Genomic DNA, 18,400 nt, shown 5'->3' on the forward strand with positions numbered 1-18,400 from the left:
ACCCGTGGCCGAGCAGCACACCCCGCGATCCCTGATCGTCACGTTCTACGGTGCCTACGGGCGGGCCTTCGAGGGCCCGGTCCCGGTGTCCGCGCTGATCCGCCTGCTGGGCGCGGTCGGCGTGGACGCACCCTCCGTCCGCTCGTCGGTGTCCCGGCTGAAGCGGCGCGGCTTCCTGCTGCCCGCGCGGGCGGCCGACGGGTCGGCCGGGTACGAGCTGTCCGAGGAGGCCCGGCAGCTGCTGGAGGACGGCGACCGGCGGATCTACGGGTCCCCTCCCCGGCTGTCGCAGGAGTGGCTGCTCGCCGTCTTCTCCGTCCCGGAGCAGGAACGGCACAAGCGGCACCTGCTGCGTTCCCGGCTGGCCCGGCTGGGCTTCGGCGCGGTGGCGCCGGGCGTCTGGATCGCCCCGGCGCACTTGTACCAGGAGACCGGCCGCACCATGGAGCGGCTGCACCTGACCCCGTACGTGGAGCTGTTCCGCGGCGCCCATCTCGGTTTCGCGCCGACGGCCGAGGCGGTGGCCCGCTGGTGGGACCTGACGGCGCTGGCCAAGCAGCACGAGGAGTTCCTCGACCAGCACGAGCCGGAGCTGCGGGCCCTGCAGCGCGGTCCGGACCCCACCCCGGAGCAGGCCTACCGCGGCTACCTGCCGGCCCTGGACAGCTGGCGCCGGCTCCCCTACGCCGATCCGGGGCTGCCGCGCGAGCTGCTGCCCGCGGACTGGCCGGGCGACCGCGCGGCGGCCGTCTTCGCCGAACTGCACGCCCGGCTGCGGGCCGCCGGGGCCGAGTTCGTGCAGCCGTAGCACCCGAAAAGGAAGTGCGGGCGCGGCATGCGGCGGGCAGGATCGGCCGGCATGACCTGGACCTTCAGCTCCGACTTCGCCGCCTTCACGGCCGCCGCGGGTCCGGCCGTCGCCGCGCGGCCCGTGCCGAACACCTCCCTGCTGACGGTCATGGACGCGCTGGAGCGGCGCGGCCCGACGGCCTACGGGTCCGGCACCCCGTTCTTCGGCTGGTGGACCGGCGCCGACGGGGCCGTGGCCGGGGGCCTGCTGTGTACCCCGCCGCACCCGGTCCTGCTGGGCACGGTGCCGGCCGGGGCGGTGGCGGCGCTGGGTACCGCGATGGCCACCGAGCCGCTGCTGGCGGGGGCCGACCGCTGCAACGTCCGCGGCCCGGACGCGGCGGCGCTGGCCGCAGCGTGGGCCGAGCCGTCCCGGATCGCGGAGCGGAGCCGGCTGTACCGGCTGGCCGGCCTGATCGCCCCGGACCCAGTGCCGGCGGGCCGGTCCAGGGTCGCCACCGAGGCGGACGTGGCGCTGCTGGTCGGGTGGGTCGACGCGTTCAAGCGCGAGTCCGGAGAGCCCGGCAGCGCCTCCGAAGCGGTTCTGCGCCACCGGATCTCGTACGGCGGGATGCTGCTGTGGGAGCAGGCCGGTGTGCCCGTGTCGATGGCGGGCTTCTTCCGCCCGATCGGCTCGGTCTCCCGCGTCGGGCCCGTCTACACGCCGCCGGAGCGGCGCGGCCGGGGGTACGCCGCCGGGGTCACGCACGCGGTGAGCGGGGCGGCGTACGCGGCGGGCGCCGCGGACGTGCTGCTCTTCGCGGACCTGGCCAACCCCACCAGCAACGGCGTGTACCAGCGCCTGGGGTACGTCCCGGTGGAGGACCGCGTCGTACTGGCGGCCGGCTGGGGCAGCGCTGGGAACAGGCCCTAGCCGCGCCCGGTCGGCGGCTTGCGGCTGCCCGCCCGGTAGGGGGCCGGCCAGGGCGCGGCCGGGCCGGTGTAGGACTGGTCGGCGGCGGCGTGCAGGGTCCAGTGCGGGTCGTAGAGGTGTGGGCGGCCCACCGCGCAGAGGTCGGCGCGACCCGCCAGCAGCAGGGAGTTCACGTCGTCCCAGGAGGAGATCGCCCCGACGGCGATCACCGGGACGCCCAGGGCGTTGCGGATCCGGTCGGCGTACGGGGTCTGGTAGGAGCGCCCGTACTCCGGGGTCTCCTCCGCCACCACCTGGCCCGTGGACACGTCGATGGCGTCCGCGCCGTGGGCGGCGAAGGCGGCGGCGATGCGTTCGGCGTCCTCGGGGGTGGTGCCGCCGGGTGCCCAGTCGGTGGCCGAGAGCCGCACGGTCATGGGGCGGTCCTCGGGCCAGACCTCGCGGACCGCGTCGAAGACCTCCAGCGGGAAGCGGAGCCGGTTCTCCAGGGAGCCGCCGTAGGCGTCGGTGCGCTTGTTGGTGAGCGGGGAGAGGAAGCCGGACAGCAGGTAGCCGTGCGCGCAGTGCAGTTCGAGCAGGTCGAAGCCGCAGGCGGCGGCCCGGCCCGCGGCCCGGACGAATTCCGCCCGGATCGCGGCGAGTTCCGCGGTGGTGAGGGCGCGCGGGACGGCGGAGACGCCCGGCCGGTACGGCAGGGCGGACGCGGCCACCACCGGCCAGTTCCCCTCGGGGAGCGGGTCGTCCATGCCCTCCCACATCACCTTGGTCGAGCCCTTGCGGCCCGAGTGGCCGAGCTGCACGCCGATCGCGGCTCCGGGCGCGCAGGTGTGCACGAAGTCGGTGATCCGCTTCCAGGCGGCCGCCTGTTCCGCCGTGTACAGGCCCGCGCAGCCCGGGGTGATCCGGCCTTCGGCGCTGACGCACACCATCTCGGTCAGCACCAGGCCCGCACCGCCGAGGGCCCGGGCTCCGAGGTGCACCAGGTGGAAGTCGCCGGGCAGGCCCTCGCGGGCCGAGTACATGTCCATTGGTGACACCACGACCCGGTTGCGCAGGGTCAGCCCCCGCAAGGTGAGGGGGGTGAACATCGGCGGGGTCTGCTCGTCGGGGCAGCCGAAGTCGCGTTCCACGGCCCGGGTGAACCGTTCGTCGCGCAGGCGCAGGTTGTCGTGGGTGACCCGGCGGCTGCGCGTGAGCAGGTTGAAGGCGAACTGCCGGGCGGGCTGGTCCACGTACCCGGCGATCTCCTCGAACCAGCGCATGCTGGCGGCCGCGGCCCGCTGGGTGCTGGCGACGGCCGGCCGCCGCGCGGCCTCGTACGCGGCGAGCGCGGCCGGTACGTCCGGCGCGGTGCGGACCGCCTCGGCGAGGGCGAGGGCGTCCTCCACGGCCAGTTTGGTGCCGGACCCGATGGAGAAGTGCGCGGTGTGGGCCGCGTCGCCGAGCAGGACCACGTTGCCGTGCGACCAGCGCTCGTTGACGACGGTACGGAACCGCGTCCAGGCCGAGCGGTTGCCGTGCAGCGGCCGCCCGCGCAGGGCCTCGCTGAAGATCTTGGCGCAGCGGGCCGCCGATTCGGTCTCGTCGCACAGGTCGAACCCGGCCGCCCGCCACACCTCCTCGCGCATCTCGACGATGACGGTGGAGGCGTCCGCCGCGTACGGGTAGGCGTGCAGCTGCATCACGCCGTGCTCGGTCTCCGCGATCTCGAAGCGGAAGGCGTCGAAGGCGAAGTCGGCGGCGAGCCAGACGTACCGGCAGCGCCCGCCGGTCACGGTCGGCGCGAACCGGTCGGCGCCGGCCTCGCGGGTCGCGCTGTGCACCCCGTCCGCCGCGACCACCAGGTCGTGGGAGCCGGCCAGGGCGAAGGCGTCCGGGGCCTCGGCGCGGAAGCGGAGCCGGACGCCCAGCCCGGCGCAGCGCTCGTGCAGGATCTCCAGCAGCCGGCGCCGTCCGAGGGCCGCGAAACCGTGGCCGCCGGAGGTCAGCAACCGGCCGCGGTGCACGACGTCCACGTCGTCCCAGCGGACGAACTCCGCGCTCAGGGCCGCGTACACCGCGGAGTCGGCCTGCTCGATCCCGCCGAGCGTCTCGTCGGAGAGGACCACGCCGAAGCCGAAGGTGTCGTCCGGCGCGTTGCGCTCCCAGACGTCGACGCGGTGGCCCTGGCGGGCCAGCAGTGCGGCGGCGTACAGCCCGCCCGGTCCGCCGCCGACGACGGCGAACCGCATGGCGTCCGCGGACATGGGGCTACCTCCCCTTCCACTCCGGCGGCCGCTTCCCGGTGAAGGCGGCGTGGAACTCGGCGTAGTCCTGGCCGTGCATCAGCAGCGCCTGCGTGCTGGCGTCGAGCTCGACGGATGCGGCCAGCGGCATGTCCAGCTCGGCGGTGAGCAGCGCCTTGGTCTGCGCGTAGGCGAGGGCGGGTCCGGCGGCCAGCTGCGCGGCCAGCTCGGCGGCCCTGGTGTGGGCCTTGCCCTCCTCGGTGACCTCGCTGAGCAGGCCGATCCGCTCGGCCTCGGGCGCGCGTACGGGCTCTCCGAGCATCAGCAGCCGGGTGGCGTGCCCGAGGCCGACGACCCGGGGCAGCAGGTAGGCGGCGCCCATGTCACCGCCGGAGAGGCCGACCCGGGTGAAGAGGAAGGCGAAACGGGCGGTGGGGTCGGCGATGCGGAAGTCGGCGGCGAGCGCGAGGACGGCCCCGGCTCCGGCGGCCACTCCGTGGACGGCGGCGAGGACGGGGAAGGGGCATTCGCGGACGGCGCGGACCACCTGGCCGGTCATCCGGTTGAAGTCGAGGAGCTGGGCGGTGTCCATGGCCAGGGTGGCGCCGATGATCTCGTCCACGTCTCCGCCGGAGCAGAAGCCGCGCCCCTCGCCGCCCAGCACGAGGGCGCGTACGGAACGTTCGCGGGAGAGTTCGGCGAGCAGATCGCGCAGGTCGGCGTAGGCGCCGAAGGTGAGCGCGTTCAGCTTCTCGGGCCGGTCGAGGGTGACGGTGGCCACGCCGTCCTGCCGGGTCACCCGGAGGTGGCGCCACCGTTCGGTCGCTGGGGTGGAACCGATGAAGGGGCTCACGGATTCGACGGTATCACCGACTCGTGACTGCCGTCACAGAAACGCGATGCATCTGAGGTCACGAGAAAGGGGCCGGTCCTGCCGGACCGGCCCCTTCGGTGGATCCGCGTATGACTATGCGGGCAGCTGCGTGCCGGGCGCCGCGAGGGTCGCCACGAGGACGGCCTTGATGGTGTGCAGCCGGTTCTCGGCCTCGTCGAAGACGACGGAGTGCGCCGATTCGAACACCTCGTCCGTCACCTCCAGGGACTCCAGGCCGTACCGGGCGTGGATGTCGCGGGCCACCTGCGTGCCGAGGTCGTGGAAGGCGGGCAGGCAGTGCATGAACTTCACGTCCGGGTTGCCGGTCGCGCGCAGCACGTCCATGGTCACCGCGTACGGGGACAGCAGCCGGATCCGCTCGTCCCAGACCTCCTTGGGCTCGCCCATGGAGACCCAGATGTCGGTGATGACGAAGTCGGCCTGGGCGACGCCTTCGGCGATCTCCTCGGTCAGGGTGATCCGGGCGCCGCTGTGCTCGGCGAGGGCGCGGGCCGCCGAGACCACGGACGCGGCCGGCCAGTAGGCCTCGGGTGCGACGATCCGGACGTCCATGCCGAGCAGGGCGCCGGTCACCAGGTAGGAGTTGCCCATGTTGAAGCGGGCGTCGCCGAGGTAGGCGAAGGCGATCCGCTCCAGCGGCCGGTCACAGTGCTCGGTCATGGTGAGCAGGTCGGCCAGCATCTGGGTGGGGTGCCAGTCGTCGGTGAGGCCGTTGAAGACGGGGACGTCCGCGTACGCGGCCAGTTCCTCGACGGCGGCCTGGCTGTCGCCGCGGTACTCGATCCCGTCGAACATCCGGCCGAGGACGCGGGCGGTGTCGCGGACCGACTCCTTGTGGCCCATCTGGGAGCCGGACGGGTCGAGGTAGGTGGTGCGGGCGCCCTGGTCGGCGGCGGCGACCTCGAAGGCGCAGCGGGTGCGCGTGGAGGTCTTCTCGAAGATCAGCGCGATGTTCCGGCCCAGCAGGTACTGCTGCTCGGCGCCGGACTTCTTGGCGGCCTTGAGGGCGGCGGCGAGCTCGATCAGGCCGCGGAACTCGTCGGCGGTGAAGTCGAGCTCCTTGAGGAAACTGCGGCCGACGAGGTCGGTGGCCATGGGGACGCTCCAAGATGACGCTGACAGGGGATGCCGGAAGTCTATACGACCATCCGTATTGATATACAGACCCCCCTATCGCCCCATGGCCTCCGCCCGTGGGTCAGACGGCGTCCCGCTCCACCGGGCAGCTCATGCACCGCGGGCCGCCCCGCCCCCGCCCCAGTTCGCTGCCGGGGATCTCGATCACCTCGATGCCCTCCTTGCGCAGATGGGTGTTGGTCGTGACGTTACGCTCGTACGCGACGACCACGCCCGGCTCGACCGCCAGCACGTTGCAGCCGTCGTCCCACTGCTCGCGCTCCGCCGAGTGCACGTCCTGGGTGGCGGTGAGCACCCTGATGCCGCCGAGCCCGAGGGCCGAGGCGATGGCCCGGTGCATGTGCTCCGGCGGGTGGTCGGTCACCTTCAGCTCGCTCGCGCCGGCGCCCGGCTCGATCGTGTAGGAGCGCAGCATGCCCAGGCCCGCGTACTGGGTGAACGTATCTGCGTCCACCATCGTCATCACCGTGTCCAGGTGCATGAAGGCCCGCCGCTTGGGCATGTCCAGCGCCACGATGCTCGTCGCGGACCCGGCGGCGAACAGCCCGCGCGCCAGCATCTCCACCGCCTGCGGGGTGGTCCGTTCGCTCATCCCGATCAGCACGGCGCCGTTGCCGATGACCAGCAGGTCACCGCCCTCGATGGTGGACGGGTAGTCGGCCAGCCCCTGCGACCAGTAGTGGAAGGCGCCGGACGACGTGAACACCGGGTGGTGCTTGTAGATCGCCTCGAAGTGGACGGTCTCGCGCTGCCGGGCGGGCCAGCGCATGGCGTTGATGGAGACGCCGTCGTAGATCCAGGCGGAGGTGTCCCGGGTGAACAGGTGGTTGGGCAGCGGCTGGAGGAGGAAGTCGTCCAGCTCCAGCGCGTGGAAGCGGACGGAGACCGGTTCGGCGTGCCGCTCCAGGAACTCGCGCTTGGTCATGCCGCCGACCAGCGCCTCCGCCAGCCGGTCGGAGGTCAGGCCGTCGAAGACCTGCCGCAGGTGGTCGGTGGCGAGGGGGCCGTACTCCTTCTCGTGGAAGACCCGGTCCAGGACGAGATGTCTCGCCTCCGGGATCTCCAGGGCCTCGCGCAGCAGGTCGCCGAAGAGGTGGACCTCGACGCCCCGGTCGCGCAGTACGTCGGCGAAGCCGTCGTGCTCCTGGCGGGCGCGGCGCACCCACAGCACGTCGTCGAAGAGGAGGGCGTCCTTGTTGCTTGGAGTGAGCCGCTTCAGCTCCAGGTCGGGCCGGTGGAGGATGACGCGGCGCAGCCGCCCGGTCTCGGAGTCGACATGGAATCCCATGCCGTACACGTTCCCAGACCGGACGGCGTTTTGACCCGGGGTCGCCGGGCCCTGTCCGCGGACCGCTCAGCGCAGGCCGAGAAGCGCCGTCGGGGTGCCGATGAGCTCCGGCGCGATCAGCCCCAGCTTGGGGGTGACGACGTTGGGGATCCCGAAGTTGCTGCCGTCGGGCATCGACAGCGGGGCGCCGACGATCGCGCCGGGGGTGCGGGCGTGCAGCGTGGTCTCCTTGGCGTCCAGCGAACCCTCGCCGTCCGTCTCGGGGCGGCCCGCCAGGTTCGGCACCGGGGAGGTGACGAGGGTACGGCCGAGGTCCGTGCTGATCGGGACGACCGGCAGGAGCGGGGTCGGGAGCAGGTCGCCGGTGTGGAAGCGCGGCGCCTCCGGCGCGCCGACCATCGGTACCGGCACCCCGGTCGCCACGCGCGGAGTGTCCACGCCCAGCGTGGTCTTCACGGCGTCCAGCGGGACACCCACCGGAACCGAGTCGGCCACGGCCGGGGTGGCCGCGCCGGCCGCGGCCATACAGGTCATGAGCGCCGCAATGCTTCCGCGCGCGGTCATCTTCATAGGTGACGTTCCGTCCTTCCAGGGTCGCGGACATTCCGCTGCCCTGGATGAACGATCCCGCCGGTGGGTTTCCCGGAGTTCTCGGCGAAAGTTCCCCCATACGACCTAATTACCGCCCGCCCGGAGGCGGCGCCTTTACGCTCCGCGTGACGGGCGGCGGCCCGGGTGCATCCGCTCGCTGCGGTTGCGCGCAGGAGCGCCGCGTCGTGGCCGAGAGGTTGACATCATGTACGCAATGACGACGCACCCGTTTCAGAACGTCACGCATGTCACGGACCTCGAAGCCGCCCTCGACGGATTGGGCACCGTGTTCAGACGGTTCGACGAGCAGGATTCCGGCTGCGTCTCCTACGGTCTGCTGGCTTCGGGGAAGCGTTGGTTCGTGAAGAGCGCCGCGAGTCCGGAAGGGGTCGCGTCCCTGCGCCGCGCGGTGTCGCTTCACGGCCAGGTGTCGCACGCCGCCATCGTCCCCCTGGTGCACTCCTTCACCACGGACGACGGCCTCGTACTCGTCCGTCCATGGATGAGCGGCGAGGTGCTCTACCACCCGACCCGCTCGCAGCGTGGAGGCCGGGCCGTTCCCGGCAGTCCCATGGCCCGGTTCAGGGCCCAGCCGCTCCCACTTGTGCACGCCGCGCTGGAATCCGTCCTCGCGGCAAACGGGGCCGTGGACGACGCCGGGTTCATCGCGGTCGACTTCTACGACGGATGCCTGCTGTACGACTTCGACCGGCACCGGATGGTGCTGTGCGACCTGGACGAGTACCGGCCGGGCCCGTTCGTCCTGGAGGCGGACCGGCTGCCCGGGTCGACGCGCTACATGGCTCCGGAGCAGTTCGCCCGCGGGTCGCTGATCGACTCCCGGACAACCGTGTTCGCCCTGGGCCGGGCGCTCCGTCTCCTCTTGGACGCGGGCGACGAGGAGAGGGAGTGGCGCGGAACACCGGAACAATTGGCGGTGGTCCGACGAGCGACCGCCGCCCCGCCGGGGCGCCGGTTCCCGTCCGTCCGCTCGCTCATCGACGCGTGGCGGGCAGCCACTTGAAGCGCGGCACCCTCAGGACAGGCGGGCCCCGAGGGCTGTGATGGCAGGGGGGCCGATGCGGCAGCAGCCGCCGAGGAGGCGGGCGCCGGTGGTGCGCCAGGCGGGGACGGGCCAGGGGGGCGGGGCGGGCGGGGGGTGCCACCGGCCGGTGGCCGCGTCCCAGACCGAGCCGTCGTTCGGGTAGGCCAGCAGCGGCTTGCGGGTGACGGATGCGGCCGCTTCGAGGGCGGGCCCCACGTCCTGGGGGTCGCAGCAGTTGACGCCGAGGGCGATGACCTCCGGGGTCCGCGCCGCCAGGGCGAAGGCCTCGGCGAGGGGCTGGCCGGCCCGGGTACGGTCGCCGGCCACCGTGTAGCTCAGCCAGGCGGGCACGCCCGTCCCGGCGAGCACGCCGAGCAGGGCCTCGGCCTCGGTGGTGTCCGGGATCGTCTCCAGGGCCAGCACGTCGGGCCCCGCCCGAACCAGCGCCTCGATCCGGGGGCGGTGGAAGGCGGCCAGCTCCGCGACGCCGAGCCCGTAGCGGCCCCGGTACTCGGAGCCGTCGGCGAGCACCGCCCCGTACGGGCCGACCGAGGCGGCCACCCAGACCTCGTGGCCGGCCGCCCGGGCCGCGCGGTCGGCGAGGACGACGCTGCGGCTCAGCAGTGCGCCGGCCTGCGGTGTCCGGCACCCGATCTGGTAGCTCGCGGTGATCAGCACCTCGGCGCCGGCCCGCACGTACGCGGTGTGGGCCGCCTCCACCTGGTCCGGCCGCTCGGCGAGCACCCGGCCCGTCCAGAGGCCGCCGGACAGGTCGCAGCCCTGGGCGGCGAGCTGGTTGCTCAGACCGCCGTCCAGGAGCACGGGCCGGCGGGCGAGTACGTCGGCGAGCGGGCCGGTCGCGCGGGGCACGGGCTGTCGCCTCCCTCAGCCGAGCTGGGACAGCACCTGGGAGGAGATCAGCTCCAGGTGGTCGAGGTCGTGGAGGTCGAGCAGCTGGAGGTAGACGCGGGAGGAGCCGATGGCGCCGTACGCCCCGATCTTCTCCACGACCTCGGCCGGGGACCCGGCCAGGCCGTTGGCCTTGAGTTCCTCCACGTCGCGGCCGATGGCGGCGGCCCGGCGGGCCACCTCGGCGTCGTCCTTGCCGACGCACACCACGAGGGCGTTGGAGTAGACCAGGTCCTCGGGCTTGCGGCCGGCTTCCCGGGCGGCTTCCCGGACCCGGCCGAACTGCCGCTCGCTGTCCGCGATCGACGCGAACGGCATGTTGAACTCGTCCGCGTACCGGGCGGCGAGGCGGGGGGTGCGCTTGGCGCCGTGGCCGCCGATGAGGACGGGCACCTTGGCCTGCGCGGGCTTGGGCAGCGCCGGGGAGTTCTCCACCTGGTAGTGGACGCCCCGGTAGTCGAAGGCGGCGCCGGGCTCGGTGGCCCACAAGCCGGTGACGATGGCGAGCTGCTCCTCCAGCCGGGCCATCCGGTCCGCCGGGAAGGGGATGCCGTACGCCTTGTGCTCCTCCTCGAACCAGCCCGCCCCGAGGCCGAGTTCGACGCGCCCGCCGGACATCTGGTCGACCTGCGCGACCTGGATGGCGAGCACTCCGGGCAGCCGGAAGGTGCCCGCGGTCATCAGCGTGCCCAGCCGGATCCGCTTCGTCTCGCGGGCCAGTCCGGCGAGGGTGATCCACGCGTCGGTGGGGCCGGGCAGGCCGTCGGCGGAGCCCATGCTCAGGTAGTGGTCGGAACGGAAGAACGCGTCGAACCCGAGTTCCTCGGTGGCCCGGGCGACCTGGAGGAGGGTCTCGTAGCTCGCGCCCTGCTGCGGTTCGGTGAAAATGCGAAGATCCATGCTCCCTATCCTGCCCCGCCGACCCCTGCCGGGTGAATCTGCGTCAACCGGACGGCCCCCGGCGCGCCGCCCCAGTGACCAGCGCGGAGGGTGATCGTTGGCTCGGACGGAGCCGGACCGCCCGGCCCGCGCGCCGGCGGCCCCCGTCCGGTGCGTCCACCGCCCCTTCCCCCGCGGAGGGGCCAAGGGCCGAGGAGGCCGCCATGTCCCACGAGGCCGTGCCGGAGACCCGCCGACAGAACCCGCAGGCCGGACCGGCCGCACCCGAGCAGGGCCCCGCCCAGGACGGCGGCGCGCCGAAGGGACTGCTCCAGCAGATGGAAGAACTGATGGCGGCGCTGAACGCGGATCTGTCGCAGCTCGACGCCGACCTCCAGTCCTCCACGGAGCGCACGCCCCCGAGCAGCGCTCCGGCTCCGGACAGCGACGGCCCGTCGCACCGGTCCGCCTGATCGGTACGCGCCGGTCCGGTGCGGAGCGTACGGCGCCGCCCGGCGTGTCAGGACACGCCCGAGGCGGAGCCGCGCTCGCGCACGCTGATGCGGCGCAGGAGGGCCCGTACCCGGTCACTCGATTCGTCAGCCGCGTCGATCGACTCTATGCACTGCCAGTACAACGTCTCGTCGTCCGTCCCGCAGGCCACTCCCACGAGCGCTATACCGACCTCCCCGAGCAGCGCCTGGAGGCCGAGCAGCGCCTGCCGGACGTCCCCCACTTCGGTCAGTTGCGCGGCTCTCGGCGGATAGTCGGGCATGCCGGCCTCGCCGAGCACGGCCGCTCTGTCGAGCAGCCCGCAGCCTCTGCCTCCCGCTTCCCCCAGTCCCCGTGCCTCCGCTCTCAGCTCCGGCGGCCCGGTGACCGCCAGCCAGCTCCCTATCCCCTGCGTCAGCGCCTGTGCCTGCCAGGCCTCGCCCACGATGTCCCACGCAGCCCCGCTCTGTGCCAGCGCGTGCCGGCCGGCCGCGATGAGCCGTACCGCATCCATATGCCGTCCCCCGTCCGCACGACATGCCGCCGTTCCCTCACTACCCAGAGTGAGGGCAACGAGCCAGTAAAGCCAGGGGTATTCGGAAATCTGTGGACACAAAGATGGTTGTGGATGATGCCATCACTCCGAAGAGTGACGATTCGGGCTCGAACCACCCTTGGGAGGGAAGCGGAGCTCGTTCCGCTCGATCTTCGCGGCCAGCGCGTCCAGCACGTCCACCCCGAGGACCTCACAGAACTGCAGCAGGTACGCCAGTACATCGGCGACCTCATCGACCACCCGGTGCGCGCTTTCGGGCCGTTCCATGACCTCGGCCGACTGTTCCGGCGTCAGCCACTGGAAGATCTCTACGAGTTCGGACGCCTCCACGCTCAGGGCCACGGCCAGGTTCTTCGGTGTGTGGTACTCGGCCCAGTCGCGGGCGGCCGCGAAGTCGGCCAGCCGCCGCTGGAGCCGGTAGAGCCGTTCCTCCGGTTTCCCGCCGCCGGTGTCGTGCGCGTCTGTCGCGCCGTGCGCGTCGTGCGTGTCGCTCATGGACCCAGGTCTACCACCGAGACGCCCGGGAGGGCGCGGGCGGTTCCCGCCGTCTCCTCGCCGATCGCCGCGACCAGCCGGATGTGGCCGCGCGCGCACGACAGCAGCGCCAGGCGCAGCAGTTCGGCGCGCTGGCGCCGGTCCAGGCCGACGTCGAAGCCGTCGGCGAGCACGGTGAGCGCCTGCCGCGCGGAGAGCAGTTCGGCGGCGGGGTCGACGGCCAGTACGCCCGGGCCCGTCAGCAGCACGAGGGCCAGGGCCAGGAATCGGAGCTCACCCGCGCCGAGGCGGCCGAGCGCCGTCGCGGGCCCGGCGGGGCCGCGGTCCAGCAGCGCCGTGACGGAGCCGTCCGGACGCGGCCGGACGTCCAGGGCGGCCACCGGCCCCGCGCAGCCGGTACGGGCGGCCTGGGTGAGCAGCGCGTGGCGGGTGCCGCATTCGTGGCGGGTCCGGCGAAGTACGTCGGCCAGGTTCGCGCAGTCACCCCGCAGCCGGCCGGCTCCCGGCCGCACCGGCGCCCGCATCCGGTCCGGGCGGGGGTCGCAGGGGAACACCGAGCGCAGCGCCACCACCACCTGCTCGGCGGCGGCCAGCACCCGCCGCTGCCCGGCCGTGGCCCCGGCGACGCGCAGCGGGAGCAGGGCGGTGCCGAGCAGGTCGTCCGGGAGCGGGGCGCGGGTCACGCCGACGGCTCCGCCGGTCAGCCAGGCCGCCTGGACGGAGCGACGGCCGGGGTCGCGCAGGGCGGTGGTGAGCAGGACCTGCCCGTTCTGGGTGAGCCGTTCACCGACGAGGCGCAGGGCGGGCTCGGCCTGGACGGCGAGGTCGAGCCGCACCGGCCCCAGGGGTCCGTCGACGGTGCAGCCGAGCCGGAAGCCGCGGCGGCGCTCCGCGTCGGGCACGGCGCGCTCGGGCACCCGGGCGCGGGGGTCGGGGAACGCCTCGGCCAGGGTGGCGCCGGAGGCGAGCCGGGACAGCGCCTCGTAGCCGGCCAGGACCTGGGACTTGCCGCTGCCGCTGGGCCCGGTGAACAGCGTGACCGGCTCCAGCGGGAACACCGCCGAGCGGTGCGCGCCGAAGGCCGCGAGGCGTAACTCGGTGACGGCGGGCCGCTGGTGGCGGGCCGCTCGCGGCGCGCCGGCCCCGGCGTCCGCAGCGGTGTCCGCCGCGGTGCCCGCGCCGGGACCCGGATCCGGTCCCGCGTCCGGCCCGGGTCCGGCCCCGCGCCCCGCATCCGGTCCGAGGCCGAGGCCGTGGCCGGGTCCGGGTCCGGGTCCGGCACCGCGCCCGGCGTCCCGAGGGGTGTCCGCGCCGGGTTCCGCGTACGGCCCGCTGTCGAGCCCGGTGTCCAAGGTGGCGTCCATGCGGCGGACAGTACGGGCCGCCGCGGCCGGCCCGGCCCCGGCGAACCGTTCCGCCGCCGGGACCTTCCTACGATCGGGGGACGGCCGCGGCCGCGATGCCCTCTACCTCGGTGCCGACCGGCGCCAGCAGGAACACGTTGCGGTCCACCCGGTGCATCCCGCTGCCCAGTCCGAAGACCACACCGCTGCTGAAGTCCAGGATCCGCTTCGCCACTTCGGTGTCCGCCCCCGTCAGGTCCAGCAGCACCGGGATCTGCGCGATCAGGTACTCCGCCACCTCCCGGGCGTCCGCGAAGATCTGGACCCGGATCACCACGAAGCGCCGCTGCTGTTCGGCCGCCGAAGTCCCGGGCCGCGCGGGGATCGTGCGGTGGTCCACCCGGGAGGGCCACTCGTTGCGACTGCGCAGGGGGACCACCTGCGCGAGTCCCTCCCACTGTTCGTCCGTGACGTCGTACCTGCTCACCGGACCGCCTCGGCCGCGCGCTTCATGTGCATCCCGCCATCCTCTCGCGTTTCACCCGTTCAGCCCAACACCGACACGGCGCACGTGGGGCCGGCCGGCCCGCGGACCGCCCGCGGGGCCCGTAGCCCTACCGGAACACCGGGATCCAGCCGAAAACAGACCGGAAACAGACCGAAGTGGGGCTGCCGGAAATAGGCTCCGTCCGGCTCCGTTGGAACGTCCATGAAGGCAATCACATACAACGCGTACGGAAGTCCCGCAGAACTCTCGCTGGTTGACGTACCGCACCCCCGGGTCGGCCCCAGTGAGGTCCTCGTCCGGGTCAGGGCCGCCGGCGTGAACCCGGTGGACTGGAAGCTCGCCGCCGGTTTCCTCGACTCGACGCTCGAAGTGCGCTTCCCCGTCGTACCCGGCTGGGACGTCGCGGGTGTGGTGGAGGCCGTCGGCGACGACACCTTCGACTACGCCGTCGGCGACGAGGTGTACGGGTACGTCCGCAAGGAGTGGGTGGAGCTGGGCACGTACGCGGAGCTGGTCTCCGCCCCGGTCCGGACCATCTCCCGCAAGCCGCGCAGCCTGAGCTTCGAAGAGGCGGCGGGCATCCCGCTGGCCGGCCTCAGCGCCTACCAGTCGCTGACCCGGGTCGGGGTGACGGCGGGCGAGACCGTCGTCATCCACTCCGCGGCGGGCGGCACCGGCTCCTTCGGCGTGCAGATCGCGGTGGCGCTCGGTCTGCGCGTCATCGGCACGGCCGGTGCGCACAACCACGACTACCTGCGCTCGCTCGGCGCCGAGCCCGTGCTCTACGGCGACGGGGTCGCGGACCGGATCCGGGCACTGGCGCCCGAGGGCATCGACGCGGGCCTGGACTTCTTCGGCGACGGCATCGAGCTCCTCCAGCCGCTGGTCAAGCAGCGCGACCGGGTGGCCTCCCTGGTCGACCCGGACGGCGCGGCCAAGGGCGCGCACCGCCCGTGGACCCGGCCCGACAGCGCCGATCTGGCCTTCCTGGCCGACTTGGCCGACGCCGGGAAGCTGACGGTGAACGTGGCGCACGCCCTGCCGCTCGAAGAGGCGGCCAAGGCGTGGGAGCTGAGCGCGACCGGCCGGATCCGGGGCAAGATCGTCCTCACCGTCTGAGCACTGACGGTCCCGCGCCGCCGGAGCCGAGCGCTCCGGCGGCGTGCGGGACCGTGGCCGGCGGGGCGGCTCAGGCGGACTCCTTGACGTAGCGGTTCACCGGGCGGGCCAGGCCGTAGTTCTCGCGCAGCGTGCGGCCCGTGTACTCGGTGCGGAACAGCCCGCGGCGCTGGAGGAGCGGCACCACGTGGTCGACGAAGTCGGTCAGACCGGTGGGCAGCACGGGCGCCATGATGTTGAAGCCGTCGGCGGCGCCCCGGGTGAACCACTCCTCCAGCTGGTCGGCGATCTGCTCCGGGGTGCCGGCGAAGACCCGGTGGCCGCGCCCGGCGCCGAGGCGGGCGATCAGCTGGCGCAGGGTGAGGCCGTCGCGCCGGGCGAGTTCGGCGACCAGGGTGAACCGGCTCTTGTTGCCGTTGATGTCGCTTTCCTCGGGGAGCTCGGGCAGCGGGCCGTCGAGGGGCAGGCCGGTGAGGTCCGTGCCGAGCATGCCGGAGAGCTGCGCGAGGCCGTACTCGGGCACCTGGAGGTCGGTGAGCTGCTGCTCCAGGGCCTTGGCCTCGGCCTCGGTGGAACCGATGACGGGCGCGATGCCGGGCAGGACCAGCAGGTCGCTCTCGGCGCGGCCGTACTTCGCGAGGCGGGACTTGAGGTCCTTGTAGAAGGTCTGGCCGTCGGCGAGGGTCTGCTGCGCGGTGAAGACCGCCTCGGCGTACTGGGCGGCGAACTCCTTGCCGTCCTCGGAGGAGCCGGCCTGCACGAGGAGGGGGTGGCCCTGCGGGGAACGCGGCACGTTGAGCGGACCGGCCACGCCGAAGTGCTCGCCCCGGTGGGCGGCGGGGTGCAGTTTGCCGGTGTCGGCGTAGATGCCGCGCTCCTTGTCGAGGACGATCGCGTCGTCCTCCCAGCTGTCCCAGAGCTTGGTGGCGACGTCGAGGAACTCGCGGGCGCGCTCGTACCGCAGGCGGTGTTCGAGGTGCTCGTCCCGGTTGAAGTTGCGGGCCTCGTCCACGGTGCCGGAGGTGACGATGTTCCAGCCGGCCCGGCCGTTGCTGATGTGGTCGAGGGAGGCGAACTTGCGGGCGGTGTGGAAGGGCTCGTTGAAGGTGGTCGAGACGGTGGCGATCAGCCCGATGTGCTCGGTGACGGCCGCGATGGCGGAGAGCAGGGTGAGCGGCTCGAAGCCGCCGAGGGCGTTGTAGCGGGCCTTGCCCCACAGCGCGAGACCGTCGGCGAAGAAGATCGAGTCCAGCCGGCCGCGCTCGGCGGTACGGGCCAGTTCCTGGAAGTACCGCAGGTCGGTGACGCGTTCGGGGCTGCTGTCGGGGTGCCGCCAGGCGGCGTCGTGGTGCCCGGCGTTCATCAGGAAGGCGTTGAGGTGGAGGGTCCGCGGTGCGGTCATGGTCTGTTCCTCGGGGTGGGTACGGGCGGGTGCGCGGGTCAGGCGGGGACGCGCCAGAGGCTGAGGCGGCGTTCGACGGTGACGAGGAGCTGGTTGAAGGCCACACCGATCGCGGAGATCGTCACGATGCCCGCGTACATCTGGGGGATGGCGAAGTTGAACTGCGAGGCGTTGATCAGATAGCCCAGCCCCGCCTTGGCGCCGATCATCTCGGCGGCGACGAGGACCAGGATCGACACCGCGCCCGCCAGCCGGATGCCGGTGAAGACCGCCGGGACGGAGGCGGGCAGGATCACCTTCTGGAAGAGCCGCGGAGTGGACAGGTCCATCGAGCGGGCCAGTTTCACCAGCGTCGGGTCCGCGTTGCCCACCGCGCTGATGGTGTTGAGCAGGACCGGCCAGACGCAGGCGTAGACGACGATCGAGATCTTGGACGTCTCCCCGATGCCCAGCAGCAGGACGAAGACCGGCAGCAGCGCGAGCGCCGCGGTATTGCGGAACACCTCCAGGAGCGGCCCGAGCAGTACGGCGACCGGCCGGTACCAGCCGATCAGCAGGCCGAGCGGGACGGCGACGAGGACCGCGATGGCGAAGCCGCCGAACGAGCGGGTGAGGCTGGCCCGGGTGTGTTCGGCGAGCTGTCCGTCGCCGAGCAGCTCCCACCAGGCGCGGGCCACCTCGCTGACCGGGGGCAGGAAGGTGGCGTCGACCAGGCCGAGCCGTGGCGCCGTCTCCCAGACGGCGAGCAGGGCGATGACCGCCGCCGAGCGCAGCAGCGCGGTGCCCAGCCGGCGCAGCGCCGACGCGCCGAGGGCTGCCGCGCGGTCCGTCCGGCGGGCCGTCCGGCGGGCCGGGGCCCCGGGCGGCGCGGGACTTCGTAGCGCCTCGGCCGCCGTGGTGGCGGCGGGCGGCACGGCGAGCGCCGCGGTGTGCGGTGCGGTGTCGGTTCCGGTGCTCATACGGTGGCCTCCTCCTTCTCCAGTTGCTGGGCGCGGGCCACTTCGTCGTGGAGCAGCGTCCAGATCTCGTGGCGGTAGCGGGCGAACTCCGGGCTGGAGCGCAGGTCCTCCCCCGTAGCGCCGGCGCCGCGGTCGCCGAACGACACCGGGACGACGGCCTTGACGCGGCCGGGGCGGGAGGTGATGACGGCGACCCGCTGGCCCAGGTACACGGCCTCTTCGATGCCGTGGGTGATGAACACGACCGTCTTTCCGGTGCGCTGCCAGATGCGCCGCAGCTCGTCCTGGAGCGATTCGCGGGTCTGGGCGTCGAGGGCGGCGAACGGCTCGTCCATCAGCAGTACGTCCGGGTCGTAGGCGAGCGAGCGGGCGATCGCGACGCGCTGGCGCATGCCGCCGGACAGCTCGTGGGGATGCCGGTCCTCGAACCCGGTCAGTCCGACGAGGTCCAGGAACTCCCGGGCCCGGTCCTTTCGTTCCCGGCGCGGGACGCCCCGCGCCTCCAGGCCGAATTCGACGTTGCCGAGGGCGGTCCGCCAGGGCAGCAGAGCGTACTGCTGGAAGACGATGCCCCGGTCGAGCCCGGGGCCGGTGACGGGTTCGCCGTCCAGCAGGATCCGGCCGCTGGTGGGCCGGGTCAGGCCGCCGAGCAGGTCCAGGAGGGTGGATTTGCCGCAGCCGCTGGGGCCGACGACCACGAGGAACTCGCCCGCCTCGATCTCCAGGTCGATGCCGTCGAGGGCGGTGAACTCCTCCTTGTTCTTCCTGTTCTTCTTGTCCTTGGTGGGAAAGGCCTTCGACACGGACTCGAACACGATCTTCGCCATGGCGGCC

The 18,400-nt window shown here is 73.1% G+C and carries 19 protein-coding genes; 5 read left to right on the forward strand and 14 right to left on the reverse strand.

Translation table 11 applies throughout. The features are described from left to right. Positions 1 to 4 precede the first annotated feature (4 nt). Positions 5 to 808, forward strand: a complete 804-nt coding sequence (locus ACZ4M3_RS23865; RefSeq protein WP_467735753.1) for a PaaX family transcriptional regulator — start codon at positions 5 to 7, stop codon at positions 806 to 808. Positions 809 to 859: 51 nt separating this feature from the next. After that, complete coding sequence (locus ACZ4M3_RS23870; RefSeq protein WP_467735755.1) at positions 860 to 1,723, forward strand: GNAT family N-acetyltransferase; 864 nt, start codon at positions 860 to 862, stop codon at positions 1,721 to 1,723. Here ACZ4M3_RS23870 and ACZ4M3_RS23875 read toward each other — a convergent pair. The 5 genes from ACZ4M3_RS23875 to ACZ4M3_RS23895 form a co-directional block, all read right to left on the reverse strand. Next, positions 1,720 to 3,969, reverse strand: coding sequence for a bifunctional salicylyl-CoA 5-hydroxylase/oxidoreductase (locus ACZ4M3_RS23875; protein WP_467735757.1), 2,250 nt, complete (start codon positions 3,967 to 3,969; stop codon positions 1,720 to 1,722). The two genes, ACZ4M3_RS23870 and ACZ4M3_RS23875, sit on opposite strands and share 4 nt — an antisense overlap. Before the next feature lie 4 nt (positions 3,970 to 3,973). Further along, complete coding sequence (locus tag ACZ4M3_RS23880) at positions 3,974 to 4,801, reverse strand: enoyl-CoA hydratase family protein (protein ID WP_467735759.1); 828 nt, start codon at positions 4,799 to 4,801, stop codon at positions 3,974 to 3,976. Between the two features lie 114 nt (positions 4,802 to 4,915). Further along, positions 4,916 to 5,938 (reverse strand): ornithine carbamoyltransferase, encoded by a 1,023-nt coding sequence (argF, locus tag ACZ4M3_RS23885; protein WP_467735761.1) that lies wholly within the window; start codon positions 5,936 to 5,938, stop codon positions 4,916 to 4,918. Between the two features lie 103 nt (positions 5,939 to 6,041). Continuing rightward, the gene (locus ACZ4M3_RS23890; RefSeq protein ID WP_467735763.1) at positions 6,042 to 7,268 is read right to left on the reverse strand and encodes an arginine deiminase; all 1,227 of its coding nucleotides are present in this window, start codon (positions 7,266 to 7,268) and stop codon (positions 6,042 to 6,044) included. 66 nt (positions 7,269 to 7,334) lie between these two features. After that, positions 7,335 to 7,832, reverse strand: coding sequence for a hypothetical protein (locus ACZ4M3_RS23895; protein WP_467735765.1), 498 nt, complete (start codon positions 7,830 to 7,832; stop codon positions 7,335 to 7,337). 241 nt (positions 7,833 to 8,073) lie between these two features. Between ACZ4M3_RS23895 and ACZ4M3_RS23900 the strand changes: the two genes are divergently transcribed. Next, positions 8,074 to 8,883, forward strand: coding sequence for a serine/threonine-protein kinase (locus tag ACZ4M3_RS23900; protein WP_467735767.1), 810 nt, complete (start codon positions 8,074 to 8,076; stop codon positions 8,881 to 8,883). A gap of 12 nt (positions 8,884 to 8,895) precedes the next feature. On the opposite strand, the gene mmuM is transcribed toward ACZ4M3_RS23900, so the two are convergent. Both mmuM and ACZ4M3_RS23910 read right to left on the reverse strand, forming a co-directional pair. Beyond that, entirely contained in the window at positions 8,896 to 9,774 is an 879-nt protein-coding gene (gene mmuM, locus ACZ4M3_RS23905; protein WP_467735769.1) for a homocysteine S-methyltransferase, read from the reverse strand. Positions 9,775 to 9,789: 15 nt separating this feature from the next. Continuing rightward, positions 9,790 to 10,713: an LLM class F420-dependent oxidoreductase gene (locus ACZ4M3_RS23910; protein WP_467735771.1), complete on the reverse strand. Its 924-nt coding sequence runs from the start codon at positions 10,711 to 10,713 to the stop codon at positions 9,790 to 9,792. 203 nt (positions 10,714 to 10,916) lie between these two features. On the opposite strand from ACZ4M3_RS23910, the gene ACZ4M3_RS23915 reads away from it, so the two are divergent. Next, positions 10,917 to 11,165 carry a hypothetical protein gene (locus ACZ4M3_RS23915; protein ID WP_467735772.1) on the forward strand — a complete coding sequence of 83 codons (249 nt, stop codon included), beginning with the start codon at positions 10,917 to 10,919 and terminating at the stop codon, positions 11,163 to 11,165. A gap of 47 nt (positions 11,166 to 11,212) precedes the next feature. Here the strand turns inward: ACZ4M3_RS23915 and ACZ4M3_RS23920 are convergent, their stop codons facing one another. The 4 genes from ACZ4M3_RS23920 to ACZ4M3_RS23935 form a co-directional block, all read right to left on the reverse strand. After that, positions 11,213 to 11,698, reverse strand: coding sequence for a DUF6099 family protein (locus ACZ4M3_RS23920; RefSeq protein WP_467735774.1), 486 nt, complete (start codon positions 11,696 to 11,698; stop codon positions 11,213 to 11,215). Between the two features lie 123 nt (positions 11,699 to 11,821). Next, positions 11,822 to 12,235, reverse strand: a complete 414-nt coding sequence (locus tag ACZ4M3_RS23925; protein ID WP_467735776.1) for a nucleotide pyrophosphohydrolase — start codon at positions 12,233 to 12,235, stop codon at positions 11,822 to 11,824. Then, a complete protein-coding gene (locus ACZ4M3_RS23930) occupies positions 12,232 to 13,599 on the reverse strand; it encodes an AAA family ATPase (RefSeq protein WP_467735778.1) in 1,368 nt (455 codons plus the stop codon). The genes ACZ4M3_RS23925 and ACZ4M3_RS23930 overlap by 4 nt, the downstream gene beginning before the upstream one ends. 67 nt (positions 13,600 to 13,666) lie before the next feature. Continuing rightward, complete coding sequence (locus ACZ4M3_RS23935; RefSeq protein ID WP_136212627.1) at positions 13,667 to 14,065, reverse strand: cell division protein SepF; 399 nt, start codon at positions 14,063 to 14,065, stop codon at positions 13,667 to 13,669. Between the two features lie 222 nt (positions 14,066 to 14,287). On the opposite strand from ACZ4M3_RS23935, the gene ACZ4M3_RS23940 reads away from it, so the two are divergent. Then, the gene (locus ACZ4M3_RS23940) at positions 14,288 to 15,205 is read left to right on the forward strand and encodes an NADP-dependent oxidoreductase (protein ID WP_467735780.1); all 918 of its coding nucleotides are present in this window, start codon (positions 14,288 to 14,290) and stop codon (positions 15,203 to 15,205) included. A gap of 70 nt (positions 15,206 to 15,275) precedes the next feature. Here the strand turns inward: ACZ4M3_RS23940 and ACZ4M3_RS23945 are convergent, their stop codons facing one another. The 3 genes from ACZ4M3_RS23945 to ACZ4M3_RS23955 are packed head-to-tail and all read right to left on the reverse strand — an operon-like array spanning position 15,276 to position 18,393. Continuing rightward, entirely contained in the window at positions 15,276 to 16,607 is a 1,332-nt protein-coding gene (locus ACZ4M3_RS23945; protein WP_467735782.1) for an LLM class flavin-dependent oxidoreductase, read from the reverse strand. Between the two features lie 38 nt (positions 16,608 to 16,645). Further along, the gene (locus ACZ4M3_RS23950; RefSeq protein ID WP_467735784.1) at positions 16,646 to 17,566 is read right to left on the reverse strand and encodes an ABC transporter permease; all 921 of its coding nucleotides are present in this window, start codon (positions 17,564 to 17,566) and stop codon (positions 16,646 to 16,648) included. Then, complete coding sequence (locus ACZ4M3_RS23955; RefSeq protein WP_467735786.1) at positions 17,563 to 18,393, reverse strand: ABC transporter ATP-binding protein; 831 nt, start codon at positions 18,391 to 18,393, stop codon at positions 17,563 to 17,565. Before ACZ4M3_RS23955 ends, ACZ4M3_RS23950 begins: the two co-directional genes overlap by 4 nt. Positions 18,394 to 18,400 lie beyond the last annotated feature (7 nt).

The sequence above is a fragment of the Streptomyces sp. NPDC026522 genome, from assembly GCF_055567555.1.

Excerpts from the sequence above, each read along its gene's own strand:
- ACZ4M3_RS23870 (WP_467735755.1), top strand. The coding sequence starts at position 860 with ATGACCTGGACCTTCAGCTCCGACTTCGCCGCCTTCACGGCCGCCGCG.
- ACZ4M3_RS23875 (WP_467735757.1), bottom strand. The coding sequence starts at position 3,969 with ATGTCCGCGGACGCCATGCGGTTCGCCGTCGTCGGCGGCGGACCGGGC.
- argF (WP_467735761.1), bottom strand. The coding sequence starts at position 5,938 with ATGGCCACCGACCTCGTCGGCCGCAGTTTCCTCAAGGAGCTCGACTTC.
- ACZ4M3_RS23890 (WP_467735763.1), bottom strand. The coding sequence starts at position 7,268 with ATGGGATTCCATGTCGACTCCGAGACCGGGCGGCTGCGCCGCGTCATC.
- ACZ4M3_RS23895 (WP_467735765.1), bottom strand. The coding sequence starts at position 7,832 with ATGACCGCGCGCGGAAGCATTGCGGCGCTCATGACCTGTATGGCCGCG.
- ACZ4M3_RS23900 (WP_467735767.1), top strand. The coding sequence starts at position 8,074 with ATGACGACGCACCCGTTTCAGAACGTCACGCATGTCACGGACCTCGAA.
- ACZ4M3_RS23910 (WP_467735771.1), bottom strand. The coding sequence starts at position 10,713 with ATGGATCTTCGCATTTTCACCGAACCGCAGCAGGGCGCGAGCTACGAG.
- ACZ4M3_RS23915 (WP_467735772.1), top strand. The coding sequence starts at position 10,917 with ATGTCCCACGAGGCCGTGCCGGAGACCCGCCGACAGAACCCGCAGGCC.
- ACZ4M3_RS23920 (WP_467735774.1), bottom strand. The coding sequence starts at position 11,698 with ATGGATGCGGTACGGCTCATCGCGGCCGGCCGGCACGCGCTGGCACAG.
- ACZ4M3_RS23925 (WP_467735776.1), bottom strand. The coding sequence starts at position 12,235 with ATGAGCGACACGCACGACGCGCACGGCGCGACAGACGCGCACGACACC.
- ACZ4M3_RS23930 (WP_467735778.1), bottom strand. The coding sequence starts at position 13,599 with ATGGACGCCACCTTGGACACCGGGCTCGACAGCGGGCCGTACGCGGAA.
- ACZ4M3_RS23940 (WP_467735780.1), top strand. The coding sequence starts at position 14,288 with ATGAAGGCAATCACATACAACGCGTACGGAAGTCCCGCAGAACTCTCG.
- ACZ4M3_RS23945 (WP_467735782.1), bottom strand. The coding sequence starts at position 16,607 with ATGACCGCACCGCGGACCCTCCACCTCAACGCCTTCCTGATGAACGCC.
- ACZ4M3_RS23950 (WP_467735784.1), bottom strand. The coding sequence starts at position 17,566 with ATGAGCACCGGAACCGACACCGCACCGCACACCGCGGCGCTCGCCGTG.
- ACZ4M3_RS23955 (WP_467735786.1), bottom strand. The coding sequence starts at position 18,393 with ATGGCGAAGATCGTGTTCGAGTCCGTGTCGAAGGCCTTTCCCACCAAG.